Source organism: Flavobacterium odoriferum (assembly GCF_025499515.1).
Taxonomy (GTDB): Bacteria; Bacteroidota; Bacteroidia; order Flavobacteriales; family Flavobacteriaceae; genus Flavobacterium; species Flavobacterium odoriferum.
On record NZ_JAMKFA010000007.1, the window covers coordinates 178,391 to 196,854 of the forward strand.

Here is an 18,464-nt window from a genome sequence, read left to right on the forward strand (position 1 = left end):
CGAAAAATTTAAAAAAATGAAAAAAATAAGCATAATAATTTTAGCAACGATAGGGTTAATTTCTTGTAACAAAAATAACGACAAAGCTGACGGTTATGGGAATTTCGAAGCAACTGAAATAACTATTTCTTCAGAAGCTAACGGTAAAATAGAGTTTTTAAAAGTCGAAGAAGGAGATGAATTAAAATCTCAATTACAAGTAGGATTAGTTGATACATTACAATTACATTTTGCGAAACAACAATTAATTGCCTCTAAAAGCACCGTATCGTCAAAATCCGCAAATGTAATATCGCAAAAAAGCGTCTTACATGAACAATTAAAAACAGCCAATTTAGAGAAAAACAGAATCCGTAATATGTATGCTGAAAATGCTGCAACTAAACGACAAGTAGATGAAATTGAAGGAAAGGTAAAAGTTATCGAAGAGCAAATTAAAAGTGTCGGAACTCAAAACGCACCTATTTTAAATGACTTAAAATCGATAGATGTACAAATTGCTAAAATCAATGACCAAATAGCAAAAAGTAAAATTATTAATCCTATTAATGGAACTGTTTTGACTAAGTATGCTGAACCAGGCGAAATAACAGCATTTGGAAAACCACTATACAAGATAGCTGATATTTCTGAAATGACTTTGCGAATCTATGTAAGCGAAACACAGTTGTCAAAAATAAAAGTTGGACAAAATGTATCGGTAAAAATTGATGCTGAAAAAGATATGAAATCATATCAAGGAAACATTTCATGGATTGCATCTTCGGCAGAGTTTACTCCTAAAATTATTCAAACAAAAGAAGAACGAGTAAATCTCGTTTATGCCGTAAAGGTAAAAGTAAAAAATGATGGCAGACTAAAAATCGGAATGCCAGCAGAAATGTGGATAAAATAACAACTTAATAGTTAGTTTTATGTTTATATCATTAACAAATAATTTTTTTAAAACACATAATTTTAAAAATTAAATACAAAAAATATGAAAGCAAATATTATAATAATCGTAATTACATCTTTTTTTATTTCAAGTTGTAATAACAAAACGTCATCAATTCCAATAAACGAAAGCAATTTAACTACTGATAATAAAGCATTTGAATTATTTCAGCAAAAATGTTACGCTTGTCATAGTGTTACAACAAAATCTCATGATGAAATTATTGCTCCTCCAATGGTAGCTGTAAAACGTAGATATATGAAAGAGTATGATTCTAAAGAAGATTTTGTAAAAGCTATTGTTGCTTATGCTATTGATCCGAAAACAGAAAATGCTTTGATGATTGGAGCTGTTGATAAGTTTAATGCTATGCCAAAACAAGATTTTAAAGAAGATGATCTAACAAAAATTGCATCTTACATTTATGATAATGAAATTGAAACTCCAGAATGGTTTGAAGATCATTTTCAACAAAACCATGAAAATGGACAAGGGATAGGAAATGGTAGAAATAAATAAACAATGAAAAATTTAATATCATATGGCATAGCATTTCTGTTAGCTGCATTTGGTTTACTTACCTTGTTTTTGAGTGCTTCAGTAATTTTTGACTTATTTGGAATTAGAGCCAAAGAAGGAAATTATGTTTTGTTCATAGTTTGGGCAAATTTCATCAGTAGCATAATCTATTTAGTAGCAAGTTATGGCTTTGTTAAAAACAAAAATTGGACATCAACTATTTTAGGAATTTCGGCACTAATTCTTATAAATGCATTTATTTGCTTTATTATTTATATCTACACAGACGGAGTGCATGAAACCAAAACAATTGGTGCAATGATTTTTAGAATTGTTGTAACCATAATCTTTGTTGCATTTGCTTATTTCACTATCAATAAGAAAAACCAAATTAATATTAATTAAAAAATTATAGAACATGTTAAAAATAAAAATTGCCCTTTTAGCTACATTTAGTTTACTTCTTTTCTCTTGTAATACGAAATCGAAAGAAGAAAAAGCTACTAAAATTAAAACTGAAGAACACCAACATTCTGAAAGCGAAACAATTCAATTAAACAATGGTGAAAAATGGAAGGTAGATGATAATATGATGCTACACATTCGTAATATGGAAAAAGATGTAGTCCATTTTGACCAAGAAAAAGGCACTAATTATTCATTATTAGCTGATAAATTAAAAACAAATATTGATATACTAACATCAAATTGTACCATGAAAGGACAAGCTCATGACGAACTTCACAAATGGTTAGTTCCTTATATAGAATTAGTCGATTTGTTTTCTAAAGAAAAATCAGCAAATCAGTTTACAGAAATTCAAAATTCGTTCCTAACATTTAATCAATATTTCAAATGATTTTAAAAAACTTACATACCGAAAATAAACCAGTTCAAACACAATTATTATTTGAACCAAAAGACGCTAAAGTAATTTCATTGCAAATAGCAAAAGGAGAAACACTTAAAGAGCACATTTCAAAAATACCAGCATTGTTGGTTTGCATTTCAGGAAATGCTGTTTTTACTGATGATAAAGGAACAGTCGTTAATCTCAATTCAGGCACTTATGTAATGATTGAAGAAAATGTAAAACACGCTGTAAAAGCAATCGATGAAAGTAATTTCTTATTGATGAAATAATGAGTATTGCAGTAAACAACATATCAAAATCTTACAAAAAGTTAAAAGCTGTCGATAGCATTACTTTTAAGGTAAATGACGGAGAATTATTTGGTTTAATTGGACCTGATGGTGCAGGGAAAACAACTATTTTCAGAATACTAACTACGCTTTTAGTTGCTAATGAAGGAAGTGCAGAAGTCGCTGGATATGATGTAGTCAAACAACTCAAAGAAATCAGAAACTCTGTTGGCTATATGCCAGGAAAATTCTCGCTATATCAAGATTTAACTGTTGAAGAAAACTTACATTTTTTTGCCACTATTTTCGGAACCACAATTGAGGAAAATTATGATTTAATTAAAGACATATACATTCAAATTGAACCATTCAAAAACAGAAGAGCAGGTGCTCTTTCGGGCGGAATGAAACAAAAATTAGCATTATGTTGTGCGTTAATTCATGCTCCAAAAGTATTATTTCTTGACGAACCAACTACAGGAGTTGATCCCGTTTCTCGAAAAGAATTTTGGATAATGCTAAAAAGATTGCAACAAAAAGGCATTACAATATTAGTTTCAACACCTTATATGGATGAAGCTTCTCTTTGTGATAGAATTGCATTAATTCAAAAAGGCAAAATTTTAAAAATAGATACACCTCAAAATATCATTAACAACTACGAAAAAGTAATTTATGATGTACAAGCAAAAAACACACACGGATTGATTCACGATTTAAAAAATTATCCTAATCAATACAGTGTTTATGCTTTTGGTGAGTTTGTACATTACATAGATAAAAATGCAACTTTCAATCCAAACGATTTACAAACCTATTTGAAAAATAAAAATCATACGGATATAATTATTAAACCTGCTACAATAACCATTGAAGATGTTTTCATGGACTTATAAACAAAAAAATGGAAAGAGAAAAAATAATATCTGTAAAAAATTTAACGAAAGAGTTTGGCCATTTTACTGCTGTAAAAGGCATTTCATTTGATGTTTATAAAGGAGAAATTTTTGGTTTTTTAGGAGCCAATGGAGCAGGGAAAACAACAGCTATGAAAATGTTGATTGGAATTTCAAATCCTACTTCAGGTGAAGCCAATGTTGCAGGTTTTGATGTTCACTCACAAGCCGATATGGTAAAAAAAAGTATTGGTTATATGAGCCAAAAATTCTCAATGTATGATGATTTAACTATTAAAGAAAACATTACTTTTTTTGGTGGAATTTATGGATTATCAAGAATACAAATCAGACAAAAAATCGCACAATTAATAGAAGAATTAGAACTTCAAGAAGTAGCCAATAATTTAGTAGGTTCGTTACCATTGGGTTGGAAACAAAAATTGTCGTTTTCAGTTGCATTACTGCACGAGCCAAAAATTGTTTTTCTCGATGAGCCAACAGGAGGCGTTGACCCAATAACCCGAAGACAATTTTGGGAAATGATTTATACACAAGCTTATAAAGGTACTACCATTTTTGTAACCACACATTACATGGATGAAGCAGAATATTGTGACCGTGTTTCTATTATGGTTGACGGCTCTATTGAAGCTTTAGACACCCCAAAAAATTTAAAACAACAATTCAAAGTAGATTCTATGAATGATGTTTTTTTAAAATTAGCAAGGAATATAGAATAATAAATCACTACAACACTTGAAACTTAAACTAGAAACAAAAAACAAATGAAAAGATTTATCGGATTTGTAAAAAAAGAATTCTACCATATTTTCAGAGATAAACGTTCTTTGTTTATTCTGTTTGGTATGCCGATTGCCCAAATTTTATTGTTTGGTTTTGCCATAACAAATGAAATTAACAATGTTGACATTACCATTTTAGACCAATCAAATGATATAGAAACACAAAAAATTATCTATAAAATAAAAGCATCACCTTATTTTAATGTTGAAAACCAAATTGAAAAAGAAAGCGACATAGAATCAGAATTTAAAAAAGGAAAAATCAAGGCAGTTCTTATTTTCGAACCAAATTTTAGTAAAAATCTAGAAACCAAAAAAGTAGCAGTAGTTCAAGCAATTACCGATGCAACCGAACCTAATGTTGCCAACACAATAGCAAATTATACCTCAGCAATTATACAAAATTATCAAGCGCAAAAAAAACAATCCAATAGTAATCAGGTAAAGGTTGAAGTACAATCGAGAATGTTTTATAATCCTGAACTCAAAAGTGTTTTTAATTTTGTTCCAGGTGTAATGACCGTTATTCTAATGCTTGTTTCAGCTATGATGACCTCTATTTCTATCACACGAGAAAAAGAATTAGGCACTATGGAAATTCTTTTAGTTTCTCCATTAAAACCATTTCAAGTAATTATTGGAAAAGTATTTCCTTATATTTTTCTTTCCATTATCAATGCAATCGTAATATTAACATTAGGCTATTTTGTGTTCAAAATGCCTATAAATGGAAGTATCTTTTTGTTAGCTTTTGAAAGTATATTATTTATCATTTCTGCTCTTTCATTGGGGATATTAATTTCTACCGTTTCTAATTCTCAACAAACCGCAATGATGTTATCATTAATGGGTTTGATGCTACCAGTAATTATTCTATCAGGATTTATATTTCCTATAAATAGTATGCCTTTACCCATGCAAGTAATCAGTAACATCATACCTGCTAAATGGTTCATTATTATTGTAAAAGCCATTATGCTCAAAGGTGTCGGAATTCAATATATATGGAAAGAAACCATTATATTAATAGGGATGACTGTGTTTTTTATAACATTGAGCATCAAAAAATATAAAATTAGACTAGAATAAGAATAGTATTACTGTAAAGGTTTAAAAACAATCACTGGGATATAAAAATAAATTATGAAAACAATATTATTCATCATACAAAAAGAATTCAAGCAAATTTTTAGAGATAAAAGCATGCTTCAACTTATATTTATATTACCCATTTTGCAATTATTAATTTTGTCAAATGCAGCTACATTCGATGTTAAAAATATTGCAATAACCTTTGTTGACAATGACCAAAGTCGGGAATCAAGAGATTTAATAAATGCTTTTAAAGCCTCAACTTATTTTAAAGTTACCGCACCTTATTTTTCTGAAAAAGAAGCTGTCGAAGAAATGCAAAAAGGGAAAACAGACATTATTGTAAATATTCCAATTCACTTCAATCGTGATCTGCAAAAAGACCAAAAAACAAGTATTTTAGTTAGTATTAATGCTATAGACGCAGCAACTGCGGGTGTTGAAAATGTATATGTAACACAAATTATAAATACATACAATCAAAACATTCAAATGCAGTCGAACTATTTTTCAGGAAACAAAGAAATACCTCAAAATATTATAGTTATACCGTCTTTTTGGTACAACAAAACCTTAAACTACAAAACCTTTATGGTTCCAGGTATCTTGGTTTTATTGGTTACCATGCTTACTTTATTTCTGTCATCAATGAATATAGTTAGAGAAAAAGAGTTAGGTACATTGGAGCAAATTAATGTAACACCAATAAAAAAATATCAGTTTATTATTGGAAAATTATTTCCATTTTGGGTACTTGGCTTAGTGATTCTGACTGTTGGTTTGCTTATAGCTAAAGTTGTTTTTAATGTTCCCATGCTAGGCAATATTTTCCTTGTTTATGGTTTCACATCAGTGTATTTGCTATTAATTTTAGGATTCGGACTATACATATCTAATCATACCGAAACCCAACAACAAGCTATGTTTATTGCTTGGTTCTTTATAGTAATTTTCATATTAATGAGTGGTTTATTTACACCTATCGAAAGTATGCCAAAATGGGCGCAAAGCTTAACATTGTTAAATCCTATTCGTTACTTCGTTGAGTTTATACGAATGGTTTTATTAAAAGGTGCTGGCCTTAAAGAAGTACTGCCTAATTTAGCAGTAATTTTAATTTTTGCAATATTAATTAATGGTTTAGCTGTCTGGAGCTACAAGAAAACGAATTGAGACCAGTGCAAATTAATTCTTTTTTTAATTAAAGTAGTTATTAAAAATTTAATAATATCAAATATAATTGTCTTAAATCTTGTTCAAAAAAGTTCGATTTACCTCCACTCTGCTCCACAAAAAACCCTGTAAAACATTAATTTACAGGGTTTTTATTTATTTTCCAAAACTAAACTAAGTCTTGTAATTTGAGGAAAATGGTCGCTTTGAAAAAAAGTATCAACTGATTTAAATTGTTTTACTTTAATTTGATCTTCAACAAAAATATAATCTATTCGAGCTGGATAATATTTGTAATTATACGATTTCCCAAAACCTACACCAGCTTCTTCAAATGCATCTTTCATATCACCTTTAATAGTTCTATACACATATGAAAAAGCACTATTATTCAAATCGCCACATATAATTTTAGCATATTTACACGTTTCATAGTGCGATTTTATTAACTCTGCTTGTTGTTGTTGAATAGTGAATGCCTCACTCAAACGTTTAAAAATAAATTTAGATTTTTGCTCGTCAATATTTTCATGAATATCAGTACTAATTTTTATCGATTGCAAATGCATGCTGTAGATTCTAATCGTATCTTTTTCTTTAACAATATCAGCAAAAATTACATTATTACTCGAATTTGGAAATTCAATTTCGCCTTTATCAATTATTTTGTAATTGGAATATATAGCCTGACCATATTTGTTTTTTCCTCCATATAACTTTGTGTAATTGTATTTGAAATTAATCGATTTTGAAACCAATTCATTTGGAGAAAACTCTTGCAAACACAAAATATCAGGTTTTTTGTCTTGTATTAATTTTGAAATTTGTTGAGGCACATCGTCTTTAGGCAACCATTCGTACAAATTAAACAAACGAACGTTATAACTCATTAAAGTAAAATCGGTAGTTTCTTTAGGCAAATTAGTTTCCGAAAATTTATAAAATCTATTGATAAAAGTTATTCCTAGCAACAAAACCAATCCCGAAAGTAACATATATCGCTTCAGCTGGAGTAACCAATATACGAAAAAGAAAAAATTAAGGAATAGTAAAAAAGGTAATCCTAAAGAAAAAACACTTAAAAACGGAAATGCTTTAGGTGCCAAAAACGGTAACGAGTAGGCAATAAATGTTACTATAGTTAGCACTACATTTAAAAAAAACATTATTCTACTCAACCATGATTGCTTTCTCATTTACTTTCCTGCTTTAAAAAGAAACTCTTTTTCTTCTTTTGTTAAACTATCATAGCCCGATTTGCTGATTTTATCTAAAATATCATCTATTTGTTTTTGAGTAAAATCTTTCTTTGATTCTGACGAATTTACAACATTTTTCATTGTATTACGATGTACTTTCTTAAAAGGTGTTTTCTTTTTAGGTTGAAACAAATTCGCAATAGCATTTAAAAACATTGAAAACGGCTTGGTTAAATCGGTTCCAGATTGCAATAATTTTATGTAGATAAATCCGAATAAAGCGCCACCAAGATGTGCTAAATGTCCACCAGTGTTATCTAACGGCATTTGAATTAAATCAACTAACAAAATCACAAAAGCCACGTGCCAAAGCTTCACAATTCCTATCAATGGAATACGTAACAACATAAAAGGTGCATAAGTAGCTGTAGCAATTAAAATAGCCATAATAGCACCACTCGCACCAACTAACAGACCCGCTTTTCCAATAAAAATGTAGGAAAGAACGAATGTAATTCCTGAGAAAATTCCACCTAAAACATACACGCCAAATAATTGCTTATCTGTAAAATAAGTACTAAATAATCTCCCAGAAAAATGAAGCACCATCAGATTAAAAATCAAATGTAAAAATCCGCCATGAAAAAAGTTAAACGTAATTAATGTCCAAGGTGTTCTAATCAACATACCTAAATCAGAAGACAAAGCTATCCATGTTGGAATTTGGAATTTCCCAGCAGAAAAACTATAAAAAAACACCAACGAAAACAAGAAGAAACCAATGTTCCAAAAGATTAACTTTTGAACCATACCTCCTGTTTTGTATTGTAGTTTTAAATCGTCTAAAATGTTCATCTTTCTTTGTTCTTTTCTCTTTATTCTATCTTCTAAAAACTATCTATCCCAACGGTTTTGATTGAACTGATTTTTCTTCCAATACCACATCATAATAAATCCAATTAAAGCACCACCAACGTGAGCAAAATGAGCAATATTTCCACCAAAAAGACTAATTCCTGTTACTCCAGAAAACAAATCTAGCAATACTATTACAGGAACAAAGTATTTTGCTTTAACTGGTACAGGAATAAACATCATCATCAACTCCGCATTTGGAAACATAAAAGCAAAAGCAACTAATAAGCCATAAATAGCTCCAGAAGCTCCAACAGCTGGTGTTAGATAAGACGAATACATTTTTTCTAACTCACTTTGAGAAATAAATTCTAACCAAGTTGTGTCATATTTTCCTTGATTTAGAAGTTCAATAATTTGTCCTTTATCAACATTATGAGATAGCAAAACATTTAATCCATCATGAAAATGATAATAATTTACTCCAGAATGAATCAAAGCTGCTCCAATTCCACAAGAAAGATAAAAGAATAAAAACTTTTTTGCTCCCCAAAAATGTTCTAAGGCACTTCCAAACGAAACCAAAGCAAACATATTAAAGAAAATATGCATCAAACTTCCGTGCATGAACATGTGCGTAATGGGTTGCCAAAATTTAAAACCATCGCTTTCAAAATAATGTAGCGATAATAATTCATTGGCTTGTGGCACAAAATAACTTCCTATAAAAAATAAAACGTTAATAATTAATAACTGTTTTACGGTGTCGGTCATATTATTCATCATAGAGCAAATCTTTTATCTAAATCTTCTACCGTTAAGGTAATAAATGTGGGTTTTTGAAAAGGAGAAACATTCGGATCTTTACAAGCAAATAACGAATTTACCAAATTCTCTTGCTCTTTAACCGTTAAATACGTCCCTGTTTTTACCGCCATACTTTTTGCCATCGATTTGGCAATGCTATCGCTTTGTGAAAAGCTACTTTCCGGAATTTCGTTTTGTAAATTACTAATTAATTCTTCTAGAACAATCGAAACTTCGCTTTCAGCCATTCCAATTGGCAATCCCGAAATCTGAACTGAATCGCAATTGAAAGCATCAAAAACAAATCCTGTATTTTCTAAAGATGATTGTAATTCATTTAGCAAAACCATTTCTTCCGAAGAAAAATACAATTCCAAAGGAAACAACAATTGTTGACTCGATGCTTTTTGAACCGTAATGTTTGTCAGAAATTGTTCGTATAACACACGTTGGTGCGCTCTACCTTGATCAATTACTAGCATACCTGATTTTATAGCACTTACGATATATTTTTTATGAATTTGATACGTTGAAGAAGATTTTGTTTCCTCAACCTCATCATCAAATAATTTTCCAGTTACTTCTTCGCTTTCAAATGAAAACTGTTCTAATTCTTGTGTGTCCTGCTTTAATCCAACATACAAACTTTCCCAACTTGCTGTTGACTGTTCTCTCTTATAACTTCCAAAAGAAGAAAGCGATTTCGCTGCAGGTTTATCATTGGCAAACGGATTAAAACTAGAATCCACCTGAATCGTAGGAAAATCGGCTTCTTTATCTTTGTATTGATATGGTGTATCTAAATTGGAATCACGTTCAAAATCTAAAACTGGCGCCACATTAAACTGACCTAAACTATGTTTTACAGCCGAACGCAAAATAGCATATAACGAATGTTCATCGTCGAACTTGATTTCGGTTTTAGTAGGATGAATATTGATATCAATGGTATGAGGTGGCACTTGCAAATACAAGAAATAACTTGGTTGATTGCCTTCTTTGAGCAAACCTTCATACGCATTCATAATAGCATGATGCAAATAGGCACTTTTGATGTATCTATCGTTTACAAAGAAAAACTGTTCGCCTCTACTCTTCTTAGCGAATTCTGGTTTTCCTACAAATCCTGTGATATTGATTAATTCTGTTTCTTCTGAAACGGGTACTAATTTTTCATTGGTTTTTCCACCAAAAATATTTACTATTCTTTGACGATAATTTGAACTTGGTAAATTATACAACTCACTTCCGTTATGAATCAACGTAAATGAAATCGACGGATGTGCCATCGCTACACGCTGAAATTCATCCATCACATGACGAAATTCTACCGTTTCCGATTTCAAGAAATTTCTTCGTGCAGGAATATTAAAAAAGAGGTTTTTTACAGCAAACGAAGTTCCTTTTGGTAAAACAGCCACTTCTTGAGTTACTAATTTACTGCCTTCAATTACGATATGAGTTCCTAATTCTTCCTGATCTTGTTTGGTTTTCATTTCTACATGCGCAATTGCGGCAATAGAAGCCAATGCTTCACCACGAAAACCTTTGGTATGTAAATCAAATAAATCTTCCGCTTGACGAATTTTAGAAGTAGCATGACGCTCGAAACACAAACGTGCATCAGTTGTATTCATACCTAAACCGTTATCGATAACTTGAACTAAGGTTTTACCTGCTTCCTTAACTATTAATTTGATATCGGTAGCTTTAGCATCAACGGCATTTTCCAACAACTCTTTTACTACAGAAGCAGGTCGTTGAACTACTTCTCCAGCAGCAATCTGATTGGCAACATGATCGGGTAAAAGTTGAATTATACTTGCAGCCATTATTTTCTTCTAAAAATGGAAAAATCAAAATCGATGATAAAGAAAAAAATCAATACTAAAATTAATGCGATTACAATTACTCTAGTATTAAATGATCTGTTTTTTCTATTTCTACTTTCATCTCTAGCATCTTTCCAATGCGCTCTAAAATCATTGTAACTAACCGTTTCTCTATCACGACGAATTGCCGAATCAAAATCAAATGGATTATCAACGGTTTTTCCTTGATAATGTCTTGGTGTATAGTTGAACTGCTTATTTTTTTGCAATTTGAATAAACTCTTTCTCATGGTAATCACTTTAATTTTCAAATTTACTGATTTTTGTCGTGTAAATCTGTAATTTTTTGTTAACAAAAAATCCCGCTTAAAAAAACGGGATTTTTATTATTTCTATTTGAATTTAGAACTATTTATTATTCAAATCTACCATTTTTATTGCTGCAATTGCTGCCTCAACACCTTTGTTACCATGCTTTCCACCACTTCTGTCAAGTGATTGTTGCATGTTATTATCTGTTAACACACAAAAAATAGTTGGTACATCATACAAAAGGTTTAAATCTTTCATACCTTGTGTTACACCTTCGCAAACGAATTCAAAATGCATCGTTTCACCTTTGATAACACATCCTATCACAATTACTGCATCTAACTCCAGTTTTTCGTGCATTTGACGTGCTCCAAAAATCAGTTCAAAACTTCCTGGAACATTCCATCGTGTGATATTTTCCGGTAAAGCACCGCAATCTGTTAAGGCTGTAAAAGCACCATTATACAACCCTTCTGTAACTTGCTCGTTCCATTCTGAAACAACAATCCCAAACCGAAAATCTTTCGCGTTTGGGATTGTGTTTTTATCGTAATTGGATAAATTTTTGTTTTCTGTTGCCATTCTTATTCTGTCATTGCAATGAAAGCATCAATATTCATTCCTTCTTTCGAAGTTTCGTATTTTTCTTTAATTTCTACAAATAATTTATGTGCTTCTGCTTTTTTACCTGCAGCTAAATTTAACTGAGCCGCTTTTAACAAATATCTTGGAGTTGTAAAATCATTTTCAGAAGCTTCAGCTGCTTTTTTGTAATACGAAATTGCATCGTCAACTTTATTTGTTTCAGAAAAAGCATCACCAATTGCTCCTAAAGCTAATGGTTTTAAAATAGCATCATCGGATTTGAAATTTTCTAAATAGGTAATAGCATTTTTAAAATCTCCTAAGTTCAAGTAAGCCATACCTGCATAGTAATTTGCTAAATTTCCTGCAGATGTACCAGCATATTGTTCAGCAATTCCAACAAAACCTAATTTCCCTTCACCACCTTTTAACGCTAAGTTATATAAAGAATCTGGTTTCGCTGTAGCATCTACTGCTTGTTGAAAATATTGTTGTGCTTGAAAAATTTCATTGTTTGCTTTCGCTTCTTTTTCTTCAACAACATATTTATTATACAAAACGTAACCGATAGTAGCAATTGCAATTGCACCAACGATTCCTAAAATCATTTTTTGATTTTTAGCAACCCAGTCTTCCGTTTTAGATGCTGTTTCATCTAATGTATTGAAAACTTCAGCGGTTGTACTATCTGTAGTATCAATTACTTCTTCTAATTCGTTTTCAACTTTAGCTTCTTCTGGTTTTGGAGCTTTGTATCCTCTTTTGTTATATGTTGCCATTTATATTAAATTTAATGAGGTGCAAAAATATAATTTTTATTAAAATTAAAAACCATTTTAGTATATATTTTTAACAAATTCGATTTACTTTTGCATAAAGTCCTATTTTTAGTCCAAAATCAAAGTATATTTATTGTGTTTTTAAAACAATTATCGCTTTTTAACTACAAAAATTTAGCTCAAATCGAATTTGATTTTGACGCTAAGATTAATTGTTTTGTAGGGAAAAACGGCGTTGGAAAAACTAATATTTTAGATGCAATATATCATTTGGCTTATGGCAAAAGCTATTTCAACCCTTTAGCAGTTCAAAATATCAAACATGGCGAAGAGTTTTTCGTGATAGATGCTTTACTTGAAAAAAACGGCAAAGAAGAAAAAATTGTTTGCAGCTTAAAAAAAGGACAAAAAAAAACCATCAAACGAAACGGCAAAGTCTATGAAAAACTTTCCGAACATTTAGGCTTAATTCCGTTAGTGATTATTTCGCCTTCTGATGCGGATTTAATTGTGGAAGGAAGCGAAACACGCAGAAAATTTATCGATAGCGTTATTGCAACTTTAGATAGCTCTTATTTACAATTGCTGATTCAATACCAAAAAACGTTAGCGCAACGAAATGCATTATTAAAGTATTTCGCTTTGAATCAGACTTTTGATGCGGATAATTTATCAATTTATAACGAACAATTAAGCAATTCCGGGCAATTAATTTTCGAAAAAAGAAAGCAATTTCTAGCCGATTTTATTCCAATTTTCGAAAAACATCACACCAATATTTCAGGCGGAAATGAAAAAGTTGCTTTAAAATACGAAAGTCAATTATTTGAAAAAGATTTAATGTCACTTTTAGAAGAATCGCTACAAAAAGACCGAATTATTCAATATACTAGCGCTGGAATTCATAAAGATGATTTGGTTTTTGAAATAGATGGTTTCCCGATTAAGAAATTTGGTTCGCAAGGCCAACAGAAATCATTTTTGATTGCTTTAAAATTGGCACAATTCGAATTCATGAAAAAACAAAGTGGCGAATTACCAATCCTTCTTTTTGATGATATTTTCGATAAATTAGACGAAACACGTGTACAAAAAATTGTGACCATGGTAAATGATGCCGTTTTTGGACAAATTTTTATTTCTGATACTCATGCAGAACGAACGGAAATGATCATTAAAGAAACACATCAATCATATAAAATATTTCAAATTTAATGTTGGAAGATGGATGATGGAAGCTGGAAGTTTAGAATTTGATTTGTGAAAACTCGTGAAATTCGTGTTTGTTTTTGTAATTTCTGCTATATACATTACATTTGAAAAAAATTATTCTAATGAATATTCAAACCAATTTCTCTCTAAAAAAATACAATACTTTTGGAATTGAAGCCAAAGCCAAACAATTTGTTTCGGTAAGTTCGATTACAGAATTGAAAGAAGTGTTGACAAAAAACGACGATATTTTTATTTTGGGCGGTGGAAGCAATATGCTTTTGACGCAGGACATCGAAAAAATAGTTGTTCACGTGAATTTAAAAGGAAGAGAAATTGTTGAAGAAAACGATGATTTTGCCATTGTAAAAGCGCAAGCTGGTGAAAACTGGCACGAATTTGTACTTTGGTGTATTGACCAAAATTTCGGTGGAATTGAGAATTTATCGTTGATTCCAGGAAACGTTGGTACAACTCCAATTCAAAATATTGGCGCTTATGGTGTCGAAATTAAAGACACGATGTTTTCGTGCGATGCTTTGAATTTGAAAACATTAGAAATTGAAACTTTCACTAATGCACAATGCAAATTTGAATACCGTGAAAGCGTGTTCAAAAACGAATTGAAAAATCAATATATTATCACTTCAGTTTGTTTCAAATTGACTAAGAAAAACCACAAAGTTTCTACTACGTATGGAGCAATTGAAACCGAATTACAACATCAAAACATACAAAATCCAACATTAAAAGACGTTAGCAACGCTGTAATCGCCATTCGTCAAAGTAAATTACCTGATCCAAAAGAATTAGGCAATAGCGGAAGTTTCTTTAAAAATCCAATTATTGCAAAAGAAGCCTACGAAAAAGTAAAAGCACTTCATCCCGAAATGCCACATTATGTAGTTTCTGAAACCGAAGTAAAAGTTCCTGCTGGTTGGTTAATTGAACAAGCTGGTTTTAAAGGAAAACGTTTTGGTGATGCTGGAGTTCATAAAAATCAAGCCTTGGTTTTAGTGAATTATGGAACGGCAACTGGAGCTGAAATTGTAGCCCTTTCGAGAAATATTCAACAAACGATTTTAGAAAAATTTGGAATTGCAATAGAAGCGGAAGTGAATATTATTTAGTTGGGAGTTGGGAGAAGGAAGTTGGGAGTTTAAAATCTTGGCGTGCTTTTTTAAACACATAGACACATTAGATTTGCTTTGTGTTGATTTTAGGCATTTCACTTTTCATAGGCAACATAAGAAATCCGCTTAAATCTGCGTTTTGTATTAGCAAATCTGTTTCATCCGCGTGCTAATCTTTTTCAACTTAAAGATTTCTTAAATTTATTCAATCTGTGTTCCAAAAATTTTGAATTTGTTTTTTGAGATTTGTTCGGAATTTGGGATTTGTTATTTGGATTTTAATTAATTTTGCAGTTCAAAATAAAAAAAGATGAAACTTGTATTATTTACCATTGGACTTTTAGGTCTTGCGTTTGCAGGAATCGCGATAAAAATTTGGGCAAAAAAAGACGGAAAATTTGCAGGAACTTGTGCTAGCCAAAGTCCGTTTTTGAATAAAGATGGAGAAAACTGTAGTTACTGCGGAAAAACTCCTGAACAAATGAAAGACTGCAACGAAGAATCGCACGCATAATTTTATCCATTTATGATACTAACAATACTCTTAATCGCTTTTGCGGTTATCGTGTTTATTCAATTTATTTATTACCTTTTTATTTTCGGAAAATTCTCATTTGGTAAAAAAACAGATGGAACTCCGAAACGTTTACCTATTTCAATAATTGTTTGTGCTAAAAACGAAGAAGAAAATATCAAAAAGTATTTTCAATCTTTGGCTACCCAAAACTATCCTGATTACGAAATTGTCTTAATTGACGATGCTTCGAGCGATGAAACTTTGGAATTATTTGAAGCTTACGAAAAGCAATATGCGAATGTAAAATTGGTAAAAGTTCAAAACAATGAAGCATTTTGGGGTAATAAAAAATTCGCGTTAACCTTAGGAATTAAAGCAGCAAAAAACGAGTATTTAGTTTTCACCGATGCAGATTGCTATCCATCTTCAAACGATTGGTTGTTGCAGATTTCGACTCAATTTACCAAAGAAAAAACGATTGTTTTAGGTTATGGCGCATATGAAAAAGTAAAGAATTCTTTCTTAAACAAAATCATTCGTTTTGAAACGATGTTAACCGCTACCCAATATTTTTCTTGGGCGAAAATCGGCAAACCTTATATGGGTGTTGGGCGCAATTTAGCTTATAAAAAAGAAGAGTTTTTCAATGTTCGTGGCTTTATGGATCACATGAAAATTCGTTCGGGTGATGATGATTTATTTATCAATCAAGCGGCAACAAAAAAGAACACGGCGATTTTATACACGCCAGAAAGTTTTACTTTTTCGGAACCGAAAACTACATTTTCATCATGGGTGTATCAAAAAAGAAGACACGCAACGACTGCCAAATTCTACAAAGGATTTGATAAATTTCAATTGGGATTATTTTTCTTTAGTCAGTTCTGGTTTTTAGTTTTAGCGATTGTTTTGTTAGCATTCCAATTCCAATGGATGATTGTTACTGGAATTATCGTTTTTAGATATTTATTCACCTGGATTTCTTTAGGTTATGCTGCTGGAAAACTAAAAGAAAAAGATGTCATGTATTGGTATCCAATTATTGAAATTGTACTTATCTTTACTCAACTAAGCGTATTTTTTAGAAACCTCATCTCAAAACCTGTACATTGGAAGTAAATTCGGTAATCATTCAAGAAAATATTGAAAAAGCAAAAAAGGGAGACCAAGTTGCTTTCACATTTTTATTGGATTTTTTCTGGAATGAAGTCTATGGTTTCATGCTAAAACGCACCGAAAACGAAACCGATACCGAAGATATTGCTATTGAAACTTTCGCGAAAGCGTTTGATAAAATCGCAACTTACAATCCCGAATATGGTTTTAATACTTGGTTGATTGCTATTGCAAAAAATGTTCATATCGACATGCTTCGCAAAAAAAAATCGTCTTTATTTATTGAAATGAATGACGAAGAAGACCATCAAGCCTACAGTGTTGCCGATGATTCCAATTCTGCTGAAGATGAATTGATTATCGAACAAAATTTAGCACAATTACTTCAATACATCAAACAATTGAAACCTGCTTATCAGGAAGTCATTCAAATGCGTTATTTTCAAGAAATGACGTATCAAGAAATGGCAGAACAAATTGATGAACCGCTGAACAACATCAAAATTAAATTGCTTCGAGCTAAGAAATTATTGGCGGAGATTATTTCGGGGAAGTAATACAACTTGATATTTCCTAAAACTTTCCTAAATATTTATTTAAGTATTTAGTTACAACAATAAAGAAATAATATATTTGAGAATCTTAAATATCTAAAATGAAAAAAATATTTTTCTTGATAATAATTGTTACTCTATCCTTTTATTCCTGTAAAAGTAATTACACAAAAGTTGGAGATAAAAATCAAAACTATGTACCTTATTATTTATCTGTAGACAAGGCGAAAAAAGCATATGATAAAGGAGAGCATGAAAAAACTTTCTTTTTACTAGACAGTTTATTCAATCATTATGAACCAATTCAGACGCTTTTTATAAATGAATTAGATATTTATTGTGAATTAGCCTTGAAATTCAAGAATAAGAAGAAAGTCAAAAAAATCATGTATATATTAGTAGATGAATATGGCAGTAATCTGTCTAATTACAACAATAAATTTTGGCCTGAATTAAAGCAATTTTCTGGAATTTCAGATAAAAAATTGAAAGAAAAATTCAATAAATTCAATAGCAATATAAATTACAATGTAAGAGATTCATTAACTCAAATGCTATTTTACGATCAAAAGTATAGGATTGAAAAAAACATTGTTAAGACTGATTCCATTGATAAAGAAAATGAAAAAAAGTTACGGTTTATCTTTAAAAAATATGGTTATCCTACTCAGAAATTAATTGGTGGACACATAGAAGGAAATGAATATAAGTTATCTACATTGTCTGTTCTATTAAAACATATTAGTCTCTCATTTTTTAATGAAATTCAACCTTTCTTGTTGGATGAATTAAAGAAAGGTAAGTGTCCTCCGGTTATTTATGGAGGTATGGTTGATCATAAAATTGTTGTTGATAGTGATATAATTCCATTTACATATTATGCTACTTATAGAAATGTACCACCAACAGATAAAAAAGCTACGAATGAAGCAAGGTTAAAAATTGGCTTACCAGCAATAGAATAAGTTATTTATCGTGTTAAAGAGTTTAAAAATAT

22 protein-coding genes are annotated in these 18,464 nt (G+C 30.7%); 15 read left to right on the forward strand and 7 right to left on the reverse strand.

The features are described 5' to 3' along the window. The first annotated feature begins 16 nt into the window (after positions 1 to 16). The 9 genes from M9Q43_RS06840 to M9Q43_RS06880 all read left to right on the forward strand — a co-directional run bounded on the left by M9Q43_RS06840 (position 17) and on the right by M9Q43_RS06880 (position 6,566). On the forward strand, positions 17 to 895 hold the full coding sequence (locus M9Q43_RS06840; protein ID WP_262318206.1) for an HlyD family secretion protein: 879 nt from the start codon (positions 17 to 19) through the stop codon (positions 893 to 895). Positions 896 to 979: 84 nt separating this feature from the next. Further along, positions 980 to 1,456, forward strand: a complete 477-nt coding sequence (locus tag M9Q43_RS06845) for a c-type cytochrome (RefSeq protein ID WP_262318207.1) — start codon at positions 980 to 982, stop codon at positions 1,454 to 1,456. 3 nt (positions 1,457 to 1,459) lie between these two features. Beyond that, positions 1,460 to 1,861, forward strand: a complete 402-nt coding sequence (locus M9Q43_RS06850) for a hypothetical protein (RefSeq protein WP_187658586.1) — start codon at positions 1,460 to 1,462, stop codon at positions 1,859 to 1,861. 13 nt (positions 1,862 to 1,874) lie between these two features. Continuing rightward, positions 1,875 to 2,315, forward strand: a complete 441-nt coding sequence (locus M9Q43_RS06855; protein WP_262318208.1) for a hypothetical protein — start codon at positions 1,875 to 1,877, stop codon at positions 2,313 to 2,315. Beyond that, positions 2,312 to 2,599, forward strand: a complete 288-nt coding sequence (locus tag M9Q43_RS06860) for a cupin domain-containing protein (protein ID WP_166237501.1) — start codon at positions 2,312 to 2,314, stop codon at positions 2,597 to 2,599. The genes M9Q43_RS06855 and M9Q43_RS06860 overlap by 4 nt, the downstream gene beginning before the upstream one ends. After that, positions 2,599 to 3,495 (forward strand): ABC transporter ATP-binding protein, encoded by an 897-nt coding sequence (locus M9Q43_RS06865; protein WP_262318209.1) that lies wholly within the window; start codon positions 2,599 to 2,601, stop codon positions 3,493 to 3,495. The genes M9Q43_RS06860 and M9Q43_RS06865 overlap by 1 nt, the downstream gene beginning before the upstream one ends. An 8-nt stretch (positions 3,496 to 3,503) precedes the next feature. Next, entirely contained in the window at positions 3,504 to 4,238 is a 735-nt protein-coding gene (locus M9Q43_RS06870; RefSeq protein ID WP_262318210.1) for an ABC transporter ATP-binding protein, read from the forward strand. Positions 4,239 to 4,283: 45 nt separating this feature from the next. Then, positions 4,284 to 5,390, forward strand: a complete 1,107-nt coding sequence (locus M9Q43_RS06875) for an ABC transporter permease (protein WP_262318211.1) — start codon at positions 4,284 to 4,286, stop codon at positions 5,388 to 5,390. A gap of 54 nt (positions 5,391 to 5,444) precedes the next feature. Next, complete coding sequence (locus tag M9Q43_RS06880; RefSeq protein WP_262318212.1) at positions 5,445 to 6,566, forward strand: ABC transporter permease; 1,122 nt, start codon at positions 5,445 to 5,447, stop codon at positions 6,564 to 6,566. A gap of 152 nt (positions 6,567 to 6,718) precedes the next feature. Here the strand turns inward: M9Q43_RS06880 and M9Q43_RS06885 are convergent, their stop codons facing one another. From M9Q43_RS06885 to M9Q43_RS06915, 7 genes are all read right to left on the reverse strand, one after another. After that, positions 6,719 to 7,762: an endonuclease/exonuclease/phosphatase family protein gene (locus tag M9Q43_RS06885; RefSeq protein ID WP_262318213.1), complete on the reverse strand. Its 1,044-nt coding sequence runs from the start codon at positions 7,760 to 7,762 to the stop codon at positions 6,719 to 6,721. Continuing rightward, positions 7,763 to 8,620, reverse strand: coding sequence for a rhomboid family intramembrane serine protease (locus M9Q43_RS06890; protein ID WP_262318214.1), 858 nt, complete (start codon positions 8,618 to 8,620; stop codon positions 7,763 to 7,765). A gap of 39 nt (positions 8,621 to 8,659) precedes the next feature. Continuing rightward, the gene (locus tag M9Q43_RS06895) at positions 8,660 to 9,403 is read right to left on the reverse strand and encodes a rhomboid family intramembrane serine protease (protein ID WP_262318282.1); all 744 of its coding nucleotides are present in this window, start codon (positions 9,401 to 9,403) and stop codon (positions 8,660 to 8,662) included. After that, positions 9,403 to 11,259 carry a DNA mismatch repair endonuclease MutL gene (mutL, locus tag M9Q43_RS06900; protein ID WP_262318215.1) on the reverse strand — a complete coding sequence of 619 codons (1,857 nt, stop codon included), beginning with the start codon at positions 11,257 to 11,259 and terminating at the stop codon, positions 9,403 to 9,405. Before mutL ends, M9Q43_RS06895 begins: the two co-directional genes overlap by 1 nt. Next, positions 11,259 to 11,549, reverse strand: coding sequence for a hypothetical protein (locus tag M9Q43_RS06905; RefSeq protein ID WP_262318216.1), 291 nt, complete (start codon positions 11,547 to 11,549; stop codon positions 11,259 to 11,261). Before M9Q43_RS06905 ends, mutL begins: the two co-directional genes overlap by 1 nt. 118 nt (positions 11,550 to 11,667) lie before the next feature. Beyond that, positions 11,668 to 12,153, reverse strand: coding sequence for a 6,7-dimethyl-8-ribityllumazine synthase (gene ribH / locus M9Q43_RS06910; protein ID WP_262318217.1), 486 nt, complete (start codon positions 12,151 to 12,153; stop codon positions 11,668 to 11,670). A gap of 2 nt (positions 12,154 to 12,155) precedes the next feature. Next, on the reverse strand, positions 12,156 to 12,935 hold the full coding sequence (locus M9Q43_RS06915; RefSeq protein ID WP_262318218.1) for a tetratricopeptide repeat protein: 780 nt from the start codon (positions 12,933 to 12,935) through the stop codon (positions 12,156 to 12,158). Between the two features lie 135 nt (positions 12,936 to 13,070). On the opposite strand from M9Q43_RS06915, the gene recF reads away from it, so the two are divergent. The 6 genes from recF (at position 13,071) to M9Q43_RS06945 (ending at position 18,432) form a co-directional block, all read left to right on the forward strand. Further along, a complete protein-coding gene (gene recF, locus M9Q43_RS06920; RefSeq protein WP_262318219.1) occupies positions 13,071 to 14,150 on the forward strand; it encodes a DNA replication/repair protein RecF in 1,080 nt (359 codons plus the stop codon). A 119-nt stretch (positions 14,151 to 14,269) separates the two neighbouring features. Then, positions 14,270 to 15,277, forward strand: a complete 1,008-nt coding sequence (murB, locus tag M9Q43_RS06925; RefSeq protein WP_262318220.1) for a UDP-N-acetylmuramate dehydrogenase — start codon at positions 14,270 to 14,272, stop codon at positions 15,275 to 15,277. 313 nt (positions 15,278 to 15,590) lie between these two features. Then, complete coding sequence (locus tag M9Q43_RS06930) at positions 15,591 to 15,794, forward strand: membrane or secreted protein (RefSeq protein WP_262318221.1); 204 nt, start codon at positions 15,591 to 15,593, stop codon at positions 15,792 to 15,794. A gap of 12 nt (positions 15,795 to 15,806) precedes the next feature. Further along, a complete protein-coding gene (locus M9Q43_RS06935) occupies positions 15,807 to 16,916 on the forward strand; it encodes a glycosyltransferase (protein ID WP_262318222.1) in 1,110 nt (369 codons plus the stop codon). Continuing rightward, complete coding sequence (locus tag M9Q43_RS06940) at positions 16,907 to 17,470, forward strand: RNA polymerase sigma factor (RefSeq protein WP_133610604.1); 564 nt, start codon at positions 16,907 to 16,909, stop codon at positions 17,468 to 17,470. Before M9Q43_RS06935 ends, M9Q43_RS06940 begins: the two co-directional genes overlap by 10 nt. A 98-nt stretch (positions 17,471 to 17,568) precedes the next feature. Then, complete coding sequence (locus tag M9Q43_RS06945; RefSeq protein WP_262318223.1) at positions 17,569 to 18,432, forward strand: hypothetical protein; 864 nt, start codon at positions 17,569 to 17,571, stop codon at positions 18,430 to 18,432. Positions 18,433 to 18,464: the final 32 nt, after the last annotated feature.

Excerpts from the sequence above, each read along its gene's own strand:
- mutL (WP_262318215.1), bottom strand. The coding sequence starts at position 11,259 with ATGGCTGCAAGTATAATTCAACTTTTACCCGATCATGTTGCCAATCAG.
- M9Q43_RS06905 (WP_262318216.1), bottom strand. The coding sequence starts at position 11,549 with ATGAGAAAGAGTTTATTCAAATTGCAAAAAAATAAGCAGTTCAACTAT.
- M9Q43_RS06875 (WP_262318211.1), top strand. The coding sequence starts at position 4,284 with ATGAAAAGATTTATCGGATTTGTAAAAAAAGAATTCTACCATATTTTC.
- M9Q43_RS06895 (WP_262318282.1), bottom strand. The coding sequence starts at position 9,403 with ATGAATAATATGACCGACACCGTAAAACAGTTATTAATTATTAACGTT.
- M9Q43_RS06935 (WP_262318222.1), top strand. The coding sequence starts at position 15,807 with ATGATACTAACAATACTCTTAATCGCTTTTGCGGTTATCGTGTTTATT.
- murB (WP_262318220.1), top strand. The coding sequence starts at position 14,270 with ATGAATATTCAAACCAATTTCTCTCTAAAAAAATACAATACTTTTGGA.
- M9Q43_RS06865 (WP_262318209.1), top strand. The coding sequence starts at position 2,599 with ATGAGTATTGCAGTAAACAACATATCAAAATCTTACAAAAAGTTAAAA.
- M9Q43_RS06855 (WP_262318208.1), top strand. The coding sequence starts at position 1,875 with ATGTTAAAAATAAAAATTGCCCTTTTAGCTACATTTAGTTTACTTCTT.
- M9Q43_RS06930 (WP_262318221.1), top strand. The coding sequence starts at position 15,591 with ATGAAACTTGTATTATTTACCATTGGACTTTTAGGTCTTGCGTTTGCA.
- M9Q43_RS06850 (WP_187658586.1), top strand. The coding sequence starts at position 1,460 with ATGAAAAATTTAATATCATATGGCATAGCATTTCTGTTAGCTGCATTT.
- M9Q43_RS06870 (WP_262318210.1), top strand. The coding sequence starts at position 3,504 with ATGGAAAGAGAAAAAATAATATCTGTAAAAAATTTAACGAAAGAGTTT.
- M9Q43_RS06845 (WP_262318207.1), top strand. The coding sequence starts at position 980 with ATGAAAGCAAATATTATAATAATCGTAATTACATCTTTTTTTATTTCA.
- M9Q43_RS06880 (WP_262318212.1), top strand. The coding sequence starts at position 5,445 with ATGAAAACAATATTATTCATCATACAAAAAGAATTCAAGCAAATTTTT.
- M9Q43_RS06945 (WP_262318223.1), top strand. The coding sequence starts at position 17,569 with ATGAAAAAAATATTTTTCTTGATAATAATTGTTACTCTATCCTTTTAT.
- ribH (WP_262318217.1), bottom strand. The coding sequence starts at position 12,153 with ATGGCAACAGAAAACAAAAATTTATCCAATTACGATAAAAACACAATC.
- M9Q43_RS06840 (WP_262318206.1), top strand. The coding sequence starts at position 17 with ATGAAAAAAATAAGCATAATAATTTTAGCAACGATAGGGTTAATTTCT.
- M9Q43_RS06885 (WP_262318213.1), bottom strand. The coding sequence starts at position 7,762 with ATGAGAAAGCAATCATGGTTGAGTAGAATAATGTTTTTTTTAAATGTA.
- M9Q43_RS06915 (WP_262318218.1), bottom strand. The coding sequence starts at position 12,935 with ATGGCAACATATAACAAAAGAGGATACAAAGCTCCAAAACCAGAAGAA.
- M9Q43_RS06860 (WP_166237501.1), top strand. The coding sequence starts at position 2,312 with ATGATTTTAAAAAACTTACATACCGAAAATAAACCAGTTCAAACACAA.
- M9Q43_RS06890 (WP_262318214.1), bottom strand. The coding sequence starts at position 8,620 with ATGAACATTTTAGACGATTTAAAACTACAATACAAAACAGGAGGTATG.